Annotated in this window: 15 protein-coding genes; 12 read left to right on the forward strand and 3 right to left on the reverse strand. The window is 36.8% G+C overall.

Annotated features, from left to right (window positions below; all coding sequences use genetic code 11):
• Window positions 1-168 precede the first annotated feature (168 nt).
• The 9 genes from QGN23_RS14530 (at window position 169) to QGN23_RS14570 (ending at window position 10,941) form a co-directional block, all read left to right on the forward strand.
• Window positions 169-2,094: an LTA synthase family protein gene (locus tag QGN23_RS14530; protein ID WP_282904959.1), complete on the forward strand. Its 1,926-nt coding sequence runs from the start codon at window positions 169-171 to the stop codon at window positions 2,092-2,094.
• Window positions 2,095-2,235: 141 nt separating this feature from the next.
• Window positions 2,236-2,655 (forward strand): DUF2147 domain-containing protein, encoded by a 420-nt coding sequence (locus tag QGN23_RS14535; RefSeq protein ID WP_282904960.1) that lies wholly within the window; start codon window positions 2,236-2,238, stop codon window positions 2,653-2,655.
• Window positions 2,656-2,771: 116 nt separating this feature from the next.
• On the forward strand, window positions 2,772-3,755 hold the full coding sequence (locus QGN23_RS14540; RefSeq protein WP_133439995.1) for a pyruvate dehydrogenase complex E1 component subunit beta: 984 nt from the start codon (window positions 2,772-2,774) through the stop codon (window positions 3,753-3,755).
• Window positions 3,756-3,850: 95 nt separating this feature from the next.
• The gene (locus QGN23_RS14545) at window positions 3,851-5,836 is read left to right on the forward strand and encodes a KUP/HAK/KT family potassium transporter (RefSeq protein WP_282904961.1); all 1,986 of its coding nucleotides are present in this window, start codon (window positions 3,851-3,853) and stop codon (window positions 5,834-5,836) included.
• Between the two features lie 76 nt (window positions 5,837-5,912).
• Window positions 5,913-6,386, forward strand: coding sequence for a Fur family transcriptional regulator (locus QGN23_RS14550; RefSeq protein WP_282904962.1), 474 nt, complete (start codon window positions 5,913-5,915; stop codon window positions 6,384-6,386).
• Window positions 6,386-8,122, forward strand: a complete 1,737-nt coding sequence (locus QGN23_RS14555; protein ID WP_282904963.1) for an OstA-like protein — start codon at window positions 6,386-6,388, stop codon at window positions 8,120-8,122. The genes QGN23_RS14550 and QGN23_RS14555 overlap by 1 nt, the downstream gene beginning before the upstream one ends.
• Before the next feature lie 123 nt (window positions 8,123-8,245).
• Entirely contained in the window at window positions 8,246-9,424 is a 1,179-nt protein-coding gene (locus tag QGN23_RS14560; protein ID WP_282904964.1) for an aspartate aminotransferase family protein, read from the forward strand.
• A gap of 258 nt (window positions 9,425-9,682) precedes the next feature.
• A complete protein-coding gene (locus tag QGN23_RS14565) occupies window positions 9,683-10,069 on the forward strand; it encodes an START-like domain-containing protein (RefSeq protein ID WP_282904965.1) in 387 nt (128 codons plus the stop codon).
• A gap of 68 nt (window positions 10,070-10,137) precedes the next feature.
• Window positions 10,138-10,941, forward strand: coding sequence for an aminotransferase class IV (locus QGN23_RS14570; RefSeq protein WP_282904966.1), 804 nt, complete (start codon window positions 10,138-10,140; stop codon window positions 10,939-10,941).
• Window positions 10,942-11,144: 203 nt separating this feature from the next.
• Here QGN23_RS14570 and QGN23_RS14575 read toward each other — a convergent pair whose 3' ends face one another.
• On the reverse strand, window positions 11,145-11,693 hold the full coding sequence (locus tag QGN23_RS14575) for a YqgE/AlgH family protein (protein WP_282904967.1): 549 nt from the start codon (window positions 11,691-11,693) through the stop codon (window positions 11,145-11,147).
• Window positions 11,694-11,745: 52 nt separating this feature from the next.
• On the opposite strand from QGN23_RS14575, the gene pdxH reads away from it, so the two are divergent.
• Window positions 11,746-12,390, forward strand: coding sequence for a pyridoxamine 5'-phosphate oxidase (gene pdxH / locus QGN23_RS14580; RefSeq protein WP_282904968.1), 645 nt, complete (start codon window positions 11,746-11,748; stop codon window positions 12,388-12,390).
• Window positions 12,391-12,437: 47 nt separating this feature from the next.
• Here the strand turns inward: pdxH and QGN23_RS14585 are convergent, their stop codons facing one another.
• Window positions 12,438-12,728 (reverse strand): HU family DNA-binding protein, encoded by a 291-nt coding sequence (locus tag QGN23_RS14585; protein ID WP_133440003.1) that lies wholly within the window; start codon window positions 12,726-12,728, stop codon window positions 12,438-12,440.
• A gap of 394 nt (window positions 12,729-13,122) precedes the next feature.
• Between QGN23_RS14585 and panD the strand changes: the two genes are divergently transcribed.
• Together panD and QGN23_RS14595 are read left to right on the forward strand one after the other, a co-directional pair.
• Window positions 13,123-13,473, forward strand: a complete 351-nt coding sequence (gene panD / locus QGN23_RS14590) for an aspartate 1-decarboxylase (protein WP_133440004.1) — start codon at window positions 13,123-13,125, stop codon at window positions 13,471-13,473.
• Between the two features lie 21 nt (window positions 13,474-13,494).
• Window positions 13,495-14,544, forward strand: a complete 1,050-nt coding sequence (locus QGN23_RS14595; protein ID WP_282904969.1) for a lysylphosphatidylglycerol synthase transmembrane domain-containing protein — start codon at window positions 13,495-13,497, stop codon at window positions 14,542-14,544.
• Window positions 14,545-14,734: 190 nt separating this feature from the next.
• Here the strand turns inward: QGN23_RS14595 and QGN23_RS14600 are convergent, their stop codons facing one another.
• Window positions 14,735-16,750: a M3 family metallopeptidase gene (locus QGN23_RS14600; protein WP_282904970.1), complete on the reverse strand. Its 2,016-nt coding sequence runs from the start codon at window positions 16,748-16,750 to the stop codon at window positions 14,735-14,737.
• Between the last annotated feature and the right edge of the window lie 13 nt (window positions 16,751-16,763).

The raw sequence follows: 16,763 nt of genomic DNA on the forward strand, positions 1-16,763 counted from the left end.
AACATCTTTAGACGATGAAGTCCGCTGGAGCTACTTTTACCCGTATGTTTCAGAAGCACAAAAGTAAGGTTTTTATTAAAATTAATTTTCAGCTTTTTAGAATTGAATTTTAAATGATTTAAAATTCTAAATATTGTAAATTTGCACCATTAATTTGAACAAGTTTTAATGAAAGAAATTAGATTTCAAGAAATTTTCGCCTTACTCTACCGAATCGTGCTCGCCTTTTTTTTCTATCAGATTGCACGGCTGCTCTTTTGGTTTTTTAATAAAAATTTGATTCCCGTTGACAGTATTTCAGAATATCTGAATTTGGCTTATCACGGAATTGCCTTTGATACAACGGCGATTCTGTATGTGAATTCGCTGTTCATTCTTTTGAGTCTTATTCCCGTTATCATCAATACCCAAAAAGCGTATCACAAATTTTTGTTTTATCTTTATTTCATTACCAATGGGATTTCCTACGGCATGAATTTCGGTGATTTCGTCTATTTTAAATTTTCTCAGGCACGGTTGACAACCGCCGCCATGAATGTTGCGCAGCATGAAAGCAATATTGGTAAAGTTTTTTTATTGTCGGTTGCGGAACATCCATTCGTGATTGTGTGGTTTGTGATTTTAATGGCTCTCTGGATTTTCCTTTATAAAAAGGTGAAAGTTTCGCCTAGAAAACCATTAAAATTAGTTCCTTATTTTATTTTTTCTGTACTCACGCTATGTTTAACTGTTCTGCTTGTTGTAGGTGGGATTCGAGGCGATTTCAAGCATTCAACACGCCCGATTAATTTGGTGGATGCCAACCGGCACGTTACCAAACCGGTTCAGGCAAATATCGTTCTGAACAGTGTTTTTTCCTTTTTCAGAACGATGAATACCAACAATTTTCAGGAAGTTCATTTTGTTACTGAAAAGTTTATTGATGAAAATATAGCTGCTGATAAGTTATACCCGCGGGAAGGAGTTGACCCAAAACCCAACGTGGTTATTTTCATCCTCGAAAGTTTTGGAAAAGAATATTCCGGGGCTTTTAATAAAAATACAAAAATCAAGGATTTTGTTTCCTATACTCCGTTTTTCGATAGTTTAGCTACCCAAAGTTTAATTGCGACCAACGCTTTTGCCAATGGGAGACAGTCCATCCATGGAATGAGTTCTGTGCTGGCAGGAATCCCGAGTTTGAAAGATGCGTTTACCAGTTCACCTTATTCAAATCAGAAAATTCAGTCGATTGTTTCGGTTTCAAATGATATGGGCTATGATACTTCGTTCTTTCATGGCGCGCCAAACGGGTCGATGGGCTTTCTGGGTTTCGGCAATATTTTGGGTTTCAAACATTATTACGGAAAAACAGAGTATAATAATGATGCAGATTTCGACGGAATGTGGGGGATTTGGGACGAGCCGTTTTTTCAGTATTTCGCGAAAACTTTAGATAAGAAGAAAAGTCCTTTTATGGCAACTTTGTTTTCGGTTTCATCGCATCATCCTTTTAAGGTTCCGGAAAAGTATCAGGGTAAATTTAAAAAAGGTCCGCTGGAAATTCATGAACCGATTGGCTACACTGATTTTGCGTTAAAGCAGTTCTTCAAAACCGCAGAGAAAATGCCTTGGTTCAACAATACGATATTTGTTTTTGTAGCCGATCACACCAATCAGGTTGCCTATCCGGAATATGAAAAATCAATGAACCGGTTTTCAATTCCCATTCTGTTTTATTCTCCTAATCCAAAATATCACTTGAAAGGAGAAATTACAGAACCTGCTCAGCAAATTGATATTTATCCAACTTTAGCTGATTTAATGGGTTACAACAAAAAAATAAGAAGTTGGGGAAGAAGTTTGGTGTCAAATAAAAGCGAAGATTACATTGTGGTCAATTCGGATTCTATTAATGAGCAGTTCATGATTGGGAATTATATTTATTTATTTAACGGGAAAGAAGTGACCGGGATTTACAATATCTCCGATAAAGGTTTGGAGCAAAACCTTATTAACAAAGTGAAAAACCCGGAAATGGAAAAAGGCATTCTTTTGAGTAAAGCTTGGTATCAGGATTATATGAATCGGGTAATCACCAGGAAATTGAATTAATTACAAAACTTTTAATAAACCATTGTGTAATTATTAGTATTTTGGCAGTACTTTTGACTACTATGATATAAATAGTTAAAAATTTGTGGTTTCACTATTTTTAATTACTTTTATCCAACTAAAAATTAAAATAATTTTAAAATGAAAAAAATACTTTTCAGTTTTGTTGCTTTATTATTCGCAACACTATCTTACGCCCAAATCGAAGGAAAATGGAAGACCATCGACGATGAAACGGGACAGGCGAAATCCATCGTAGAGATTTTCAAAAAATCAGATGGTAAATATTACGGGAAAGTGACGCAACTGCTCATCAAACCGGAACATACAAACTGTATCAACTGTAAAGATGACAGAAAAAACCAACCCATCCTGGGAATGGAAGTGATTAGAGGCATGAAAAAGGAAGGCAATGAATTCACCGGAGGAACAATTACAGATCCTAAAACAGGAAAAACCTACAAATGTAACATCACCCGTGATGGTGAAAAACTGAATGTAAGAGGTTATGTAGGATTCTCATTAATCGGAAGAACGCAAACCTGGCATGCAGTAAAATAGTTTTCTAAAAATAAACTTGATAAAAAGCATCTTTTCGGAGATGCTTTTTTAATGGCAGCATGTACGGTAATTCGCGAAAAAATCTTTACTTTTGTACTTTAATTTTTTAATAAATCATGAAGGAATATACTTTTAGAGAAGTGATTGCACAGGCAATGAGTGAAGAGATGCGAAAAGATGAATCCATTTTCCTGATGGGTGAAGAAGTCGCAGAATACAACGGTGCTTACAAAGCTTCTAAAGGAATGCTCGATGAATTCGGCGCGAAAAGAGTAATTGATACTCCAATTGCAGAACTCGGATTTACCGGGATTGCCATCGGAGCAGCCATGAACGGAAACAGACCCATTGTGGAATATATGACTTTCAACTTCTCATTAGTAGGAATTGATCAGATTATAAATAATGCGGCGAAAATCCGTCAGATGAGTGGAGGACAGTGGAATTGCCCAATCGTTTTCCGTGGACCAACTGGTTCTGCAGGTCAATTGGGAGCGACACATTCTCAGGCTTTGGAATCTTGGTTTGCAAATACTCCAGGTTTAAAAGTAGTTGTACCTTCCAATCCTTACGATGCAAAAGGTTTATTGAAAACTGCAATTCAGGATAATGATCCGGTAATTTTCATGGAGTCTGAACAGATGTATGGCGACAAAATGGAAATCCCAGAAGAAGAATATTACATCCCAATCGGAAAAGCAGATATCAAAAAAGAAGGTAAAGATGTAACTTTGGTTTCTTTCGGTAAAATTATGAAAATGGCGATTCAGGCCGCTGAAGATTTAGAAAAAGAAGGAATTTCTGTAGAAGTAATTGATTTAAGAACAGTTCGTCCTTTAGATTATGATACTATTTTAGAGTCGGTAAAGAAAACCAACAGATTGGTTATTTTAGAAGAAGCTTGGCCTCTAGGTTCCATTGCAACGGAGATTACTTATATGGTTCAACAAAAAGCATTTGATTATTTAGATGCGCCGATTAAGAGAATTACAACACCGGATGCACCTGCACCGTACTCAGCACCACTTTTCGCTGAATGGTTCCCGAAATTGGAAAAAGTAAAAGAAGAAATTAAAAACGCTTTATATATTAAGGCGTAATAGATAAAAACTCTCGAAAGAGAGTTTTTTCATTTATAAAAAGTTATATAAAACCACTTTTATTCATTTACCTTTGACGAAATTTTCTCCCATCTATGTCACAAGATACTTTATCTCATTTTGATACAAAGAAACTTACCGCAGTGGGGGTTTTGGTTTCCCTCGGAATAGTTTTCGGAGATATCGGAACTTCACCGCTGTACGTTATGAAGGCGATCGTAAATGCCCGACATGGTACCGGGAATTTGCCGTTTGATGAATATATCGAGGGAGCACTTTCCTGCATCATCTGGACTTTGACGATGCAAACCACGTTTAAGTATGTAATTATTGCGTTGCGTGCTGATAATAAAGGAGAAGGTGGAATTTTATCTCTTTACTCACTGGTCAAGAAGCTTAAGAAAAAATGGCTGTATGTCATTGCTATTATTGGTGCATCGACTTTGGTGGCAGATAGTATAATTACGCCGTCGTTAACGGTAATGTCGGCTGTGGAAGGGTTGAAGATATTTTCGCCTCACACTCCTGTTGTTGCGATTACGCTGGTTATTCTGGCCTTTGTCTTTATTGTGCAACAATTTGGTACGGCTTCCATCGGTAAGTTTTTTGGTCCGGTGATGGTTGTTTGGTTCTTGGTTTTAGGGATATTTGGTTCAGCTCATGTATTTGATCATCTCGAAATTTTGAAAGCATTTAATCCTTATTACGCTTATAATTTAATAAAGCATTCACCCAGTGCGATTGTGATTATGGGAGCAGTCTTTCTTTGTACGACAGGAGCGGAAGCTTTGTATTCTGATTTAGGGCACTGCGGCAAACAAAATATCCGGGTGAGTTGGATTTTTGTAAAGACCATGTTGGTTTTAAATTATTTGGGTCAAGGTGCCTGGTTATTAGATAATCCGGAATCTGTTTCGCAGGGAATCAATCCGATTTTTGGAATTATGCCCGAATGGGCGATCTTGCCAGGGGTACTTTTAGCAACAGCTGCTGCAATTATCGCAAGTCAATCTGTGATTACGGGGTCTTTTACCATGTTTTCAGAAGCGATGTCGGTGATGTTTTGGCCGAATCAGCAAATCGATTATCCTTCCGGTATTAAAGGGCAAATGTATATTCCCAAAATCAATTGGGGGTTGATGTTCCTTTGTTTCATCGTGGTTATTTATTTCCAAAAATCAGAAGCGATGGAAGCCGCTTATGGTTTAACCATTACGATTACGATGCTGATGACCACTACCTTACTGTTCTTTTGGCTCAGCAGATCCAGAGTTACTAAGGTATTCGCAATTGGTTTTTTAGTCGTTTATCTTTGCATAGAACTGGGTTTCTTTTATGCCAATGTTATCAAGTTTTTCGATGGTGGCTGGCTGACAGTGGTTTTAGGTGGATTTATCGCCGTTTGTATGTACGCCTGGTATAACGGAAGACTCATCAAAGCAAAGTTTATCAAATTTGTAAAACTGGATAAATATGTACCGGTAATAAAAGAAATGAAACTTGATGAATCAATCCCGAAATACGCGACCAACCTCGCTTTCCTGAGTCGTGCAAAAAGACAGGATGAAGTAGAAGCCAAGATTATTTATTCTATTTTGCGCAAGCAACCTAAAAGAGCAGACCATTATTTCATCCTCAATATTGCGAATCAGGAAGACCCATATACTTTTAATTATACCATTGATGAAATTATGCCCGGTACCATTTTCCGGATCAATTTCATGCTCGGTTTCAAAATTGACCGCCGAATCAATGATTATTTCGATCAGGTCTTAGAAGACATGATGGAAGAGGGAAGTATTCCTGCGCGAAGCAGCCATCCTTCACTTCGCCACTATAATATTCCACCAGATCTGAAATATGTGATTATTGATAACACTTACATCAATGATGCTTTGTTGACTGTCAAGGAAAAAATTACACTCAATATTTACAATTTTGTGAAATATATCGGGAGTGATGACTTTAAAGCTTGGGGAGTTTCTGCCCATAATGTAGTAGTAGAGTCAGCGCCTTTACTGGATCAAAAAATTATCGCCAATAAAATTAAGCAGGTAAATTTCCATAGATACGATTCCTAAGATTACATTCAGGGAAGAAATAAAGGTGAACCGGGGTTAATAAAAAATTCGGTAAATTTGCATATAATTATTTTTAATGGATGCTAAACAAAAAGAACTCAATTTTTCAACAATCAAGGAGGTTTTAAGACAATATCTTCAGCGCAAAGGTTTTAGAAATACACCGGAACGCTACACGATTTTAGAAGAAATCTACAACATGGAGCATCACTTCAATGTCGATGATTTATACCTTTTGATGATGCAGAAAAAATACCATGTATCCAAAGCGACCATTTACAATACCATCGAAATATTTTTGGATGCCGGCTTAATCAGAAAACATCAGTTTGGCGAAAAAACCATGACTTCTTCTTCCTACGAAAAATCGTATTTCGATAAGCAACACGATCATTTGGTTATTTACAAAAAAGACTCAGACAAAGAAATTCAGGAAATCATCGAGTTTTGCGATCCGAGAATCCAGGGAATCAAAGATGCTATTGAAGCAGCATTTGGTGTAAATATTGATTCACATTCACTTTATTTTTACGGAACCAAAAAGGATTAATGAAAAATTATTTCGTTTTTTTTCTCTTTATCAGTGCCCATGTTTTTGCGCAGATCAATACCCAGCCCAATCAGGATTTGGTCAAAGATCCTTTTTTTAATAATCCAAAAAAAGGTGTTTCCACTGAGAAGGTTAAATTAATCCATTCCGACTTTTTTCAAAAGGCTTTAGATAAATACCAGGGAAATCCCTATTTTTCCGGAAATGTGCAGTTCGTCCACCAGGGATCTGTGTTAACTGCCGATGAGGTTATTTTTTATCAGGAACAGAATTTTGTGAAAGCCATTGGGAATGTAAAACTTCAGAATGCAGACGGTTCCGTAATTACTTCCGGTGAAATGGAATACGACGGAAATACCCAAAAAGGAATCGCCCGAAAAAATGTACTATTGACCGATCCCGGGCAAACCATCAAAACTGAAACCCTTTATTACGACCGCCTTTCCAACAAAGCTTATTTCAATATGGGCGGTACGATTACGAAAGACGGCAACGTGATGTACACCAAATCTGCCACCTACGATTTGAACAGCAGATTAATTGATTTTTCCGGCAATGTGAAAATCGATAATCCCGACTATACGGTAGAAGGAGTAAATATTATTCAGAACCAAAACACCAATACCGCAACATTCAATGGTGCTACAACCATTACCAATAAAAAGAATCCAGCCAATCTAATTTATACAGAGAAGGGAACCTATAATATGAATTCTAAGGAAGTTTATTTAAAGAAAAATTCCCGTATTCATTACAACGGAAAAATACTGACTGGTGATGATTTGTACTTCAATCAAATCACTGGTTTCGGAACCGGAAAAGGAAATGTAACCCTGCGAGATCCTTTAGAAAAACGCTATATTAAAGGCGGTTACGGCGAAATCTACGAGAAAAAAGATTCCGCGATGATGACCGATAAACCGTATGCTGTGAAAATACTGGAGAAAGATTCTATGTACTTTTCTGCTGACCGTATTTTGGCGTATCAGAAAATAGATAAACAAAATCCCCTCAAGAAAAAGAGTTTTTTACGGGCTTATAAAAAAGCCAGAATGTTCAAGTCTAATATTCAGGTCAGAGCCGATTTGTTAAGTTTTAATGAAACCGACGGAATCATGCATCTGGACGGAAAACCCATCGCCTGGAGCGGCGAGAAACAGGTAACCGGCGATAAAATAGAAGCGTATTTCGATACCGAAAAGGAGTTTATAGATTCCTTGCGCGTCATAGGAAATGCATTTGCCATCAGCAAAGTGGACTCTCTGAATCTGAAAGACGAATTCCACCAGGTCAAAGGAAAACTGATGACGGTTTATTATAAAGAAAACGAAATCACACTGGCAAAAGTGATTGGTAACGCACAATCAATTACCTATGCCGATGACCAAAACGAAAAAACCAAAGAAGTAGAACGAATCGGAGTGGCGCTTTCTACCTGTGGCACGATTGAAGCCGAATTCGAAGACCGGAAAGTTCAGATTATTTCCTGTAATATCGGAGCCAATACTGACATTTATCCGATGAGTTTAATCTCGCATGAACAAAGGTTTTTTCCCGATTTCAACTGGAATACCAAAGATCGTCTTCATACATGGAAGGACATTTTCGTAGAAACACCGAATTATCCCGAAATAAAATACGAAGCCGACGACGCTCTTTTTAACGCTGCTCAAAAAGCCATAGATGATGAGAAAGCCAAAGAAGAAGCCAAGAAACCAAAGCGGGTTCGGAAGTAATTTTTTTATTTGGGCGCCTTAATCCGCCTTCCACTCCCGCTTTTTTGTTCCACTTCGTTCCACAAAAAGAGCTCCGTTCAAGTCGGGGCGCAACACGAGATTGTAATAAAATTTTTTCATTAAATGCGAACAGATTTTTTTAAATACCAAGCACAAACCACGCAATTTGCAGCAGGATTTGAAGTTGAAAAAGCTTCCGGTTCCTATATCTACGGAAAAGACGGACGAAAATATCTGGATTTCGTAGCCGGAGTTTCTGCCAATACTTTAGGCCATTCACATCCCAAAATTGTAGAAGCAATCAAAACACAGGCAGAGAAATATCTGCACGTCATGGTTTATGGCGAATACGCTCAGGAAATGCCGGTGAAATTATGCAGGCTTTTAGCCGATGCTACCCCGGAACCTTTAGAAGTTACTTATCTTGTAAATAGCGGCGCAGAAGCAATCGACGGTGCTTTGAAATTGGCCAAACGTTTTACCGGCAGAGAAGAAATAATTTCGATGACCAATTCTTACCATGGAAATACACACGGTGCTTTATCGGTTTCAGGAAACGAATATCACAAGCGTGAATTTCGTCCGCTCTTGCCTATGGTCAGTTTTATTGAGTTTAATAATCAGGAAGATTTTAGCAAGATTACCGAAAAAACAGCTTGTGTTTTAGCCGAAACCATCCAGGGCGCTGCGGGATTTTTAGTTCCGGATGCTGATTATTTCATAAATCTTAAAAAGCGGTGTGAAGAAGTTGGTGCTTTATTAATCCTCGATGAGATTCAGCCTGGTTTTGGCAGAACAGGAAAACTCTTTGCCTTCGAACATCTGGGCATGGTTCCGGATATTTTGGTAATGGGGAAAGGAATGGGCGGCGGCGTTCCCGTCGGTGCTTTTATGAGTTCGAAAACGATCATGCACAGTCTTTCGCATTCACCCAAATTAGGCCATATTACGACTTTTGGCGGGAACCCGCTTATTGCCGCAGCAAGTTATGCGACTTTGCATGAAGTTATTGAAAGTGGTTTGATGAACGAAATTCAGGAGAAAGAAGATGTATTCCGGGAATTACTGGTTCATCCTAAAATAAAAAACGTCAACGGAAAAGGTTTGATGTTGGCCGTGAATCTCGGTTCTCCCGAATATACTTTAGAAGTTGCAAAAAGATGCATGGAAAAAGGACTCATCGTTTTTTGGCAACTGTACCGAAATGAATATTTGCGTATTTCACCACCGCTTACGATTTCTTTAGCTGAAATTAAAGAGGGTTGTGAGGTTATTTTGGAGGTTTTAAATGAAATGGAATAATAATTTTTGTATAAACAGGAAAATAGTTTAATTAGAAAGGGAACTTTTTCTTAGCGCCGATGGGAACGACATCCTGCGGTGATATATGTCATGGTTTTAAAACCTGTTTTTAATAATCGAGGATACACCGTACAGCAGGATGGGTTTGTAAGAAAATACCATTTTCTGGCTCCTGATATCATAAAGTATTTCAATAAATATATTGCGTATATTAGAAATTAATTTATATATTGCGAAACATTAAAAAAAGGTAATAATATGGCGAAAACGAAAGTGCAATACGAGTTTCCAATGCACTGTCAGTCAGAGATATTGTATGAATATATGGCGAGCGCAGAGGGACTTTCTGAGTGGTTTGCGGATGACGTGGTGGAAAAAGGAGATGACTTTTATTTTAGTTGGAGCAATGGCCCCGAGGAAAAAGCGACGCTTATTCGTTACAAACCCGAAAGTTTTGTGCGTTTTCGATGGGAAGAGGATGAAGGAACGAAAAATTATTTTGAAATGACCATCGTTATTGATGATATTACAGATGATTTGGCGCTGAATATTACTGATTTCTGTGATGCTGGAGACGAAGATGAAAATCGCCTGTATTGGGAAAACTTAATCGAAAATTTAAAATTAAAATTAGGAGCATCCTAATTTTTTTAATCTAAATATTAAGATGAACGATTTATCGTTCATTTTTTGTTGCTAAAATATTGACTATTGTGAAATTATCTTTTGCTTCTGAGAATTTTCAAACCCACAACCGCGCCTTTTTATATGGTGATGCGGTACAGGTTTCTTTTTTTATCCGCAACGCTGAATTGATTATAGCGGAAGAATGTTATTTTTATTTAATGGCTTCAATGCGTAAGATGAGAATGGCGATTCCGTTGTCTTACACCTTAGAATTTTTCCAGAATTTATTTGAGGAAAAAGTCCTGCAGCGGGAACTGAAAAATGGAATTATTCAATTCTTTGTCTATCGAAATACCGATGAGAAAGAACTGTCAAAAAGTGGGATTTCTTACTATTTCGAAGTTGATGAAATTGACGATCTTTTAGCAATTCAAAGAGACTATGAACTTGATTTGATTAAGGAGATCAATGTGAATGCCAATGTTCTAAGCAGTATTCATCTTCATTGCCCGGAAAATATCTATGCAGCAATTTATGCGCAGGAAAATGATTTGGATGATATTATTTTCCTGAACCCAAATAAGAGAATCGCCAGAAGTATCTACGGAAACTTATTATTTCTGGAAGACAAAACCATTAAGATTCCTAAAACCACAGAAGGAGCCTATATTTCACCACTGATGGAAAACTTCGTTACCTTTATTCATAAAAATAATCTGGCTCAAATTCAGGAGTCCGAAATGATTGCGTTTGAATCTCAAAAAGCAGAAGAAATTTTGATGATTTCGGATTTAAAAGGAATTTTCTCCGTCACCAAAATCCGAAATAAAACATTTGGAAAAGAAAGGTTTTCGGAGATGGTGGTAAAATGGAAAAACAGTTTCAGCTAAAATTGACAAACCCAGTTAACAACCTTTAAAGAAAGTCATTAACCGGGTTTTTTAGATTTTAATTATAATAATAACGGAGTTGCAATCTTTAAATTATAAGCCTGCCTATTAAAGTTTTGTTAAAATTTTACAACACCGAAACGAGTAATTCTTGTCTCATGAGGATGATATAAAATAATTTATTGCCGTTTTCCACCAGCTGATCAATTCATCGATACATCTTCCGGTGCATTTGCCCACAAAAGATAATCTCCACCTAAATTCTGCATGATATTTTTCCAAAGACTTTGATCATTTGGAGACGTGTAATCCAGATTATAAACATCTACCGGAGTCCATATTTTTCTAAGGATTTCAGTCTCTAACTGTTGACTGGACCAACCGGAATATCCAGAAAACACTTTCACATCGTTGATTGAAATCTCTTGCTCTAAAATGGAAGAAATCACTTTTTCAATATCTTCCGTAAGATAATATTCCTGGTCTATTGCCAAATACTCTTCTGTGATTTTCTTGCCTTTGCAGATAAAAAAAATCTTGTCGTTTTCTACCGGACCGCCATCATAAACTGCAACCTGGAATTCGAAGATTTCGAGCAGTCTTGAGCTCATATTTTTATTTTTTTTATTCAGTATCAGTCCAAAAGCGCCGTTTTCATTATGATCAACGATCAAAACGACAGAACGTGAGAATATGTCTCCCGAAATATCGGGAGTGGAAATTAAAATTTTACCTTTGTAAGAATAATTCATCTGATAAATCAGGTTAAATAAAAAACCTTTAACCAAATGTAATAAAAATTTAATGGAAAACTTGCACGACAAAAGAAAAATCTACAACCGCGCCGAACTTTTGGAAAATCAGATTAAAGAAAATCCAATGGAGCAGTTTCGTGATTGGTTCCTGGATGCTGAGCAAAATGCGCATATTTCTGAAGCCAACGCCATGGGTGTTTCTACCCTTGAAAATGACGGCTGTCCGCGGACCAGAATGGTTTTGTTGAAATCGTACACTTGGGAAGGTTTTATTTTTTACACCAATTACGACAGCAGGAAAGGAAAAGCGATTGAAAGCAATCACAAAGCGTGTTTGCATTTTTTCTGGCCAAGTTTAGAACGCCAGATCATCATTAAAGCAGATTTAGAAAAATTGGCTGAAAATTTAAGTGATGGTTATTTTCATTCCCGTCCCAAAGGGAGTCAGTTGGGAGCGGTAGTTTCGCCGCAAAGTCAGGTAATTCCGGATCGGGAATATTTAGAAGAAAAGTTGAAAAATCTTGAAAAAGAATTTGAAAATATCGAAATTCCACGACCAAAAAATTGGGGCGGTTATCTGGCAAAGCCTTATGAGATAGAATTTTGGCAAGGCCGCCCAAACCGTTTGCACGACAGAATTATCTATGAATTACAGGAAGATTTCAATTGGAAGATTTCACGGTTAGCCCCATAAAAAAGGTCCCGAATATTCGGGACTTGCTTTTTAATATAATCGATCGATTATTTTTTCTTACCACCCATTACAGCGTCTGCTAAATCAGAACCTGCTTTGAATTTTGCAACTGTTTTTGCCTCAATTTTGATTGGCTTTTTAGTAGCTGGGTTGATTCCCTGTCTTGCAGCTCTTTCTGCTACAGAGAAAGTTCCGAATCCTACTAAAGAAACTTTACCATCTTTCTTTTTCAAAGTATCAGTAACGTTAGAGATAAAAGATTCAAGAGCAGCTTTTGCTGCAACTTTTGTAATGTTCGCATCTTTTGCGATAGCGTCGATTAATTCAGACTTGTTCATAATATTAATTAGTTAAGGTTAGTTCCATTGTTAAAGCAAATATAAAACAATTTTCATATTGTGCAAATTATTTGCGAAAATTTAATCAATATTCAATAAAATTCTTGAATACTGGACAAAATAGACAATCCATAACTTTGCGTTTAATCGATGTTTGCACGTTTTAATTTCGTGCCAAACTCAATATTTATCGCTATTAGATGAAAAATAATTATTGTTAATTGTAATTACGAATTATGGAATTCTGTACTAAATCCAAATCGGTATTTCATTATTGTTAAAATAAATGGCTTCTTAGTTTCTTTTTATTGTTTAATTGTTAATGAGAAATGGGGTGAAATTTCAATATGAAAATTTATTTTATTCCTTTAATTAAAATAATTAAATTTGCGCCATGCTAATTGAAGTTTTTAAATCAAAGATACACCGCGTACGCGTCACCGAATCCGACCTTAATTATATTGGGAGCATCACTATTGATGAAGAATTGCTGGAAGCTTCCGGAATTATCGTAGGAGAAAGAGTTTATATCGTCAACGTCAATAACGGCGAGCGGTTCGATACTTATGCGATCAAAGGGAAAAGAAAATCAGGTGAAATCTGTTTAAACGGACCTGCAGCAAGACGGGTGCAGAAAAACGACATTATCATTATTATGTCTTACGCTCAAATGACGCCGGAAGAAGCAAAAACCTTTCAGCCGAAAATTATTTTTCCAGATGAGCACACCAATCTTCTTACTTAATTTCTGAAAATTTCCCCTACTTTGAAACAGGACAAAAAACCAAATCCTTTTAAATCCTTTTTAACCATTGCTGTTTCCCTCGGCATTGCGACGCTTTTTATGTGGTTTGCCCTGAAAGGAATGGAGTTTAAAAAAATAATGGGCTATTTTGGAAAAGCCAATTATCTCTGGGTTTTCAGCGCAGCGTTATTCGGAATTCTTGCGTATTGGTTTCGGGCGGTCCGCTGGAATCTTTTGTTGGAACCGATGGGTTATACTATTTCAAACTCCAATTCATTCTGGACGATTTCCTTTGGATATTTAATGAATCTCACCATTCCCAGAAGTGGGGAATTGGCGCGATCAACGGCGTTATTTGGAGTGGAAAATGTTCCGGTCGAAAAATCTTTCGGAACCATTATCCTGGAGCGCGTGGTCGATTTAATCTGTATGGCCGGTTTTTTGGGCCTGACATTGATTTTTAAGTACAAAGCCTTTATCGCTTTTTATAATTATATCACCGAAGAAAAAGGAAAGACAGAAACAAATTCTTCTAACTCGAAAATTTATCTGTTTCTTTTAATACTTGGTGCAACAGCTGTTTTGTTTTTGGTGTTCAGAAAAAAATTAGAGCAATTTCCCATTTATCTAAAAATTATACATTTCGCAAAAGGAATTTTTGACGGGCTGACTTCCATTTTCAAAATGAAACAGAAAGGAAAATTCCTGGCCTACACTTTAGGAATTTGGATTTCCTATTATCTGGCCGCCTACCTAGTTTGTTTTGCTTTACCTGAAACTTCTCAGTTTACATTTGCTGATGGCTTCTTTATCATTGTAGTTGGAACTTTAGGAATGATGGTTCCGGCTTCCGGGGGAATCGGTGCTTTTCATCTGGCGTTGAAATTCGGAATTATGGCGCTGTTTCTTTCGATGGGTAAAAACCCGGAAGAAGGCGGTGAGGTCGGTCTTTCCTATGCTTTTATTTCGCACACGATGCAATTGGTGATTATGATTGTTATGGGTTTAATTTCAATTCCTATGTTGGCAAAAGCGACAAGTAAAGCGGTGCAAAATCGGAATTTAATTTAAAATTTTTCATAAAAAAAGAGTTTACCATTACAGTAAACTCTTTTTTATTTTAATTAATGAATCTTAAATCTTAAAATTTTTCTGCAGTTTAATTACAGAATAAATTATTAATATTCTTAATTCCTTAATGTTGAAAATACGAATGTCTAAGTTATTTTTTTTTATTACTAAAAACTTATTAGTCAGTATTTTATCCAAATGCTCTCTTCAGCAAACTCTCCACTTTCGGTTCGCTTCCTCTGAAATTTTTATACAGTTCCATCGGATCTTTTGTTCCGCCGGACGAAAGCAGAACTTTATATTTCGCTGCGATTTCCGGGTTGAAAATCCCATTTTCTTTAAAATACTGAAAAGCATCGGCATCTAAAACTTCCGCCCATTTATAAGAATAATATCCCGCGGAATATCCTCCCTGAAAAATATGGGAAAAGCTTGTGCTCATCACTGTTTCCGGATTGCTAGGGTAAAGGTTGGTCGCTTTGGTTTCCTCCACTTCAAAGGTTTTGATATCGGCCACTTTTTCGGGAATCGTATGATAGCCCATATCCAGAATTCCAAATCCGATCTGTCTTAAAGTTTGATAACCTTCCATAAAGTTCTTGGAATCTGAGATTTTCTGAATTTTCTCGTTTGGTAAAACTTCGCCGGTTTGATAATGTTTTGCAAAGGTTTTCAGGAATTCAGGCTCATAGCAATAATTTTCTAAAAACTGCGACGGAAGCTCCACAAAGTCCCATTTCACAGAAGTTCCTGACAGATTCGGATAAGTCGTATTTGCCAGAATACCGTGCAAAGCATGTCCGAATTCATGGAAAAGCGTTGTTACTTCCTGGAAAGTCAATAAACTCGGCGTGTCGGAAGTCGGTTTTGAAAAATTACAAACAACAGAAATATGCGGACGGTTATTTTTACCATTTTTAATGGATTGACTTTTAAAACTCGTCATCCACGCTCCGGCTCTTTTTCCTTTTCGCGGGAAATAATCAGCGTAAAGCAGGGCTTTGAAGGTTCCGTCTTCGAAGATTTCGTATGTTTTTACTTCTTCGTGGTATTTCTGAATTTCCGTAGTTTCTTTAAATTCTAAACCAAAAAGCGTTTTGGCTAAACCGAAAACAGCGTCCTGAACTTTCTCTAACTGGAAATAAGGTTTCAGCTCTTCATCATCGATATCGAATTTTTGTTTGCGCAGTTTTTCAGCGTAGAACGTGTGATCGTAACTTTCCATTTCTGAGATTCCATCAGCTTTGGCTAAGGTTTTTAATTCGTCGATTTCTTTTTCTGCAAAAGGTTTTGCTTTCTCTAAAAGTTCATTTAAAAATGATTTTACTTTTGCCGGAGATTTGGCCATTCTTTCTTCCAGAACATAATCAGCGTAATTTTCATAACCTAAAAGCTTGGCTTTTTTCTGTTTTAAAGAAATAATTTCTTTAATTAAATTCTGATTGTCGAATTCATTATTTTGGAAAGATTTTTTCCCGTTTGCTAAAGCCAGTTCTTTTCTTAATTCCCTGTTTTCAGCGTAAGTCATTAATGGAAGAAAACTCGGATATTGCAAAGTCACCACAAAACCGTCGAGATTTCGCTCTTTGGCTTCGTCGCGGTATTGCTGTAAAATCGCTTCCGGAATCCCTGCCAGTTCTTTTTCGTCGGTAATATGTTTGAAATAATTATTGGTTTCTGCCAAAACATTTTGCCCAAACTGCAGTGATTTCGTAGATAATTCAATGCTGATATTTTTGAACTTTTCTTTATCAGCCTCGTTTAACAAAGCACCGCTTCTTACAAAACCTTTGTAGGTTTCATTTAAAAGCATTTGCTGCTCATCGTTCAGACTGTATTTTTCTTTTTGGTCATAGACTTTTTTTATCTTTTCAAAAAGAGCTTTGTTTTGAGAAATATTTGCCGAGAATTCTGTTAAAAGCGGCGAAACTTCCTGCGCGATTTTCTGGATTTCATCATTGGTTTCGGCAGAATTCAAATTAAAGAAAATTCCGGAAACCACTTCTAATTTTTCACCTGAAAAAGCCAGAGCTTCAATCACGTTTTCGAAAGTGGGTTCTTCTTCGTTTTCTACAATTCCATCAATTTCTTTCTCCGAAACTTTAATAAGTTCCTGAAATGCAGGAAGAAAATGCTCTTCTTTAATATCATTGAACGGCGCGGATTGATATTTCGTGGAAAATGTTTGTAATAATGGATTTTGCATTTGTGATTTAAGT

The sequence above is a fragment of the Chryseobacterium gotjawalense genome (genome assembly GCF_030012525.1).
GTDB classification, from domain to species: Bacteria; Bacteroidota; Bacteroidia; order Flavobacteriales; family Weeksellaceae; genus Kaistella; species Kaistella gotjawalense.

Bases quoted from the DNA above. Each gene is read 5' to 3' on its own strand.
- QGN23_RS14530 (WP_282904959.1), top strand. From the start codon at position 169: ATGAAAGAAATTAGATTTCAAGAAATTTTCGCCTTACTCTACCGAATC.
- QGN23_RS14535 (WP_282904960.1), top strand. From the start codon at position 2,236: ATGAAAAAAATACTTTTCAGTTTTGTTGCTTTATTATTCGCAACACTA.
- QGN23_RS14540 (WP_133439995.1), top strand. From the start codon at position 2,772: ATGAAGGAATATACTTTTAGAGAAGTGATTGCACAGGCAATGAGTGAA.
- QGN23_RS14545 (WP_282904961.1), top strand. From the start codon at position 3,851: ATGTCACAAGATACTTTATCTCATTTTGATACAAAGAAACTTACCGCA.
- QGN23_RS14550 (WP_282904962.1), top strand. From the start codon at position 5,913: ATGGATGCTAAACAAAAAGAACTCAATTTTTCAACAATCAAGGAGGTT.
- QGN23_RS14555 (WP_282904963.1), top strand. From the start codon at position 6,386: ATGAAAAATTATTTCGTTTTTTTTCTCTTTATCAGTGCCCATGTTTTT.
- QGN23_RS14560 (WP_282904964.1), top strand. From the start codon at position 8,246: ATGCGAACAGATTTTTTTAAATACCAAGCACAAACCACGCAATTTGCA.
- QGN23_RS14565 (WP_282904965.1), top strand. From the start codon at position 9,683: ATGGCGAAAACGAAAGTGCAATACGAGTTTCCAATGCACTGTCAGTCA.
- QGN23_RS14575 (WP_282904967.1), bottom strand. From the start codon at position 11,693: ATGAATTATTCTTACAAAGGTAAAATTTTAATTTCCACTCCCGATATT.
- pdxH (WP_282904968.1), top strand. From the start codon at position 11,746: ATGGAAAACTTGCACGACAAAAGAAAAATCTACAACCGCGCCGAACTT.
- QGN23_RS14585 (WP_133440003.1), bottom strand. From the start codon at position 12,728: ATGAACAAGTCTGAATTAATCGACGCTATCGCAAAAGATGCGAACATT.
- panD (WP_133440004.1), top strand. From the start codon at position 13,123: ATGCTAATTGAAGTTTTTAAATCAAAGATACACCGCGTACGCGTCACC.
- QGN23_RS14600 (WP_282904970.1), bottom strand. From the start codon at position 16,750: ATGCAAAATCCATTATTACAAACATTTTCCACGAAATATCAATCCGCG.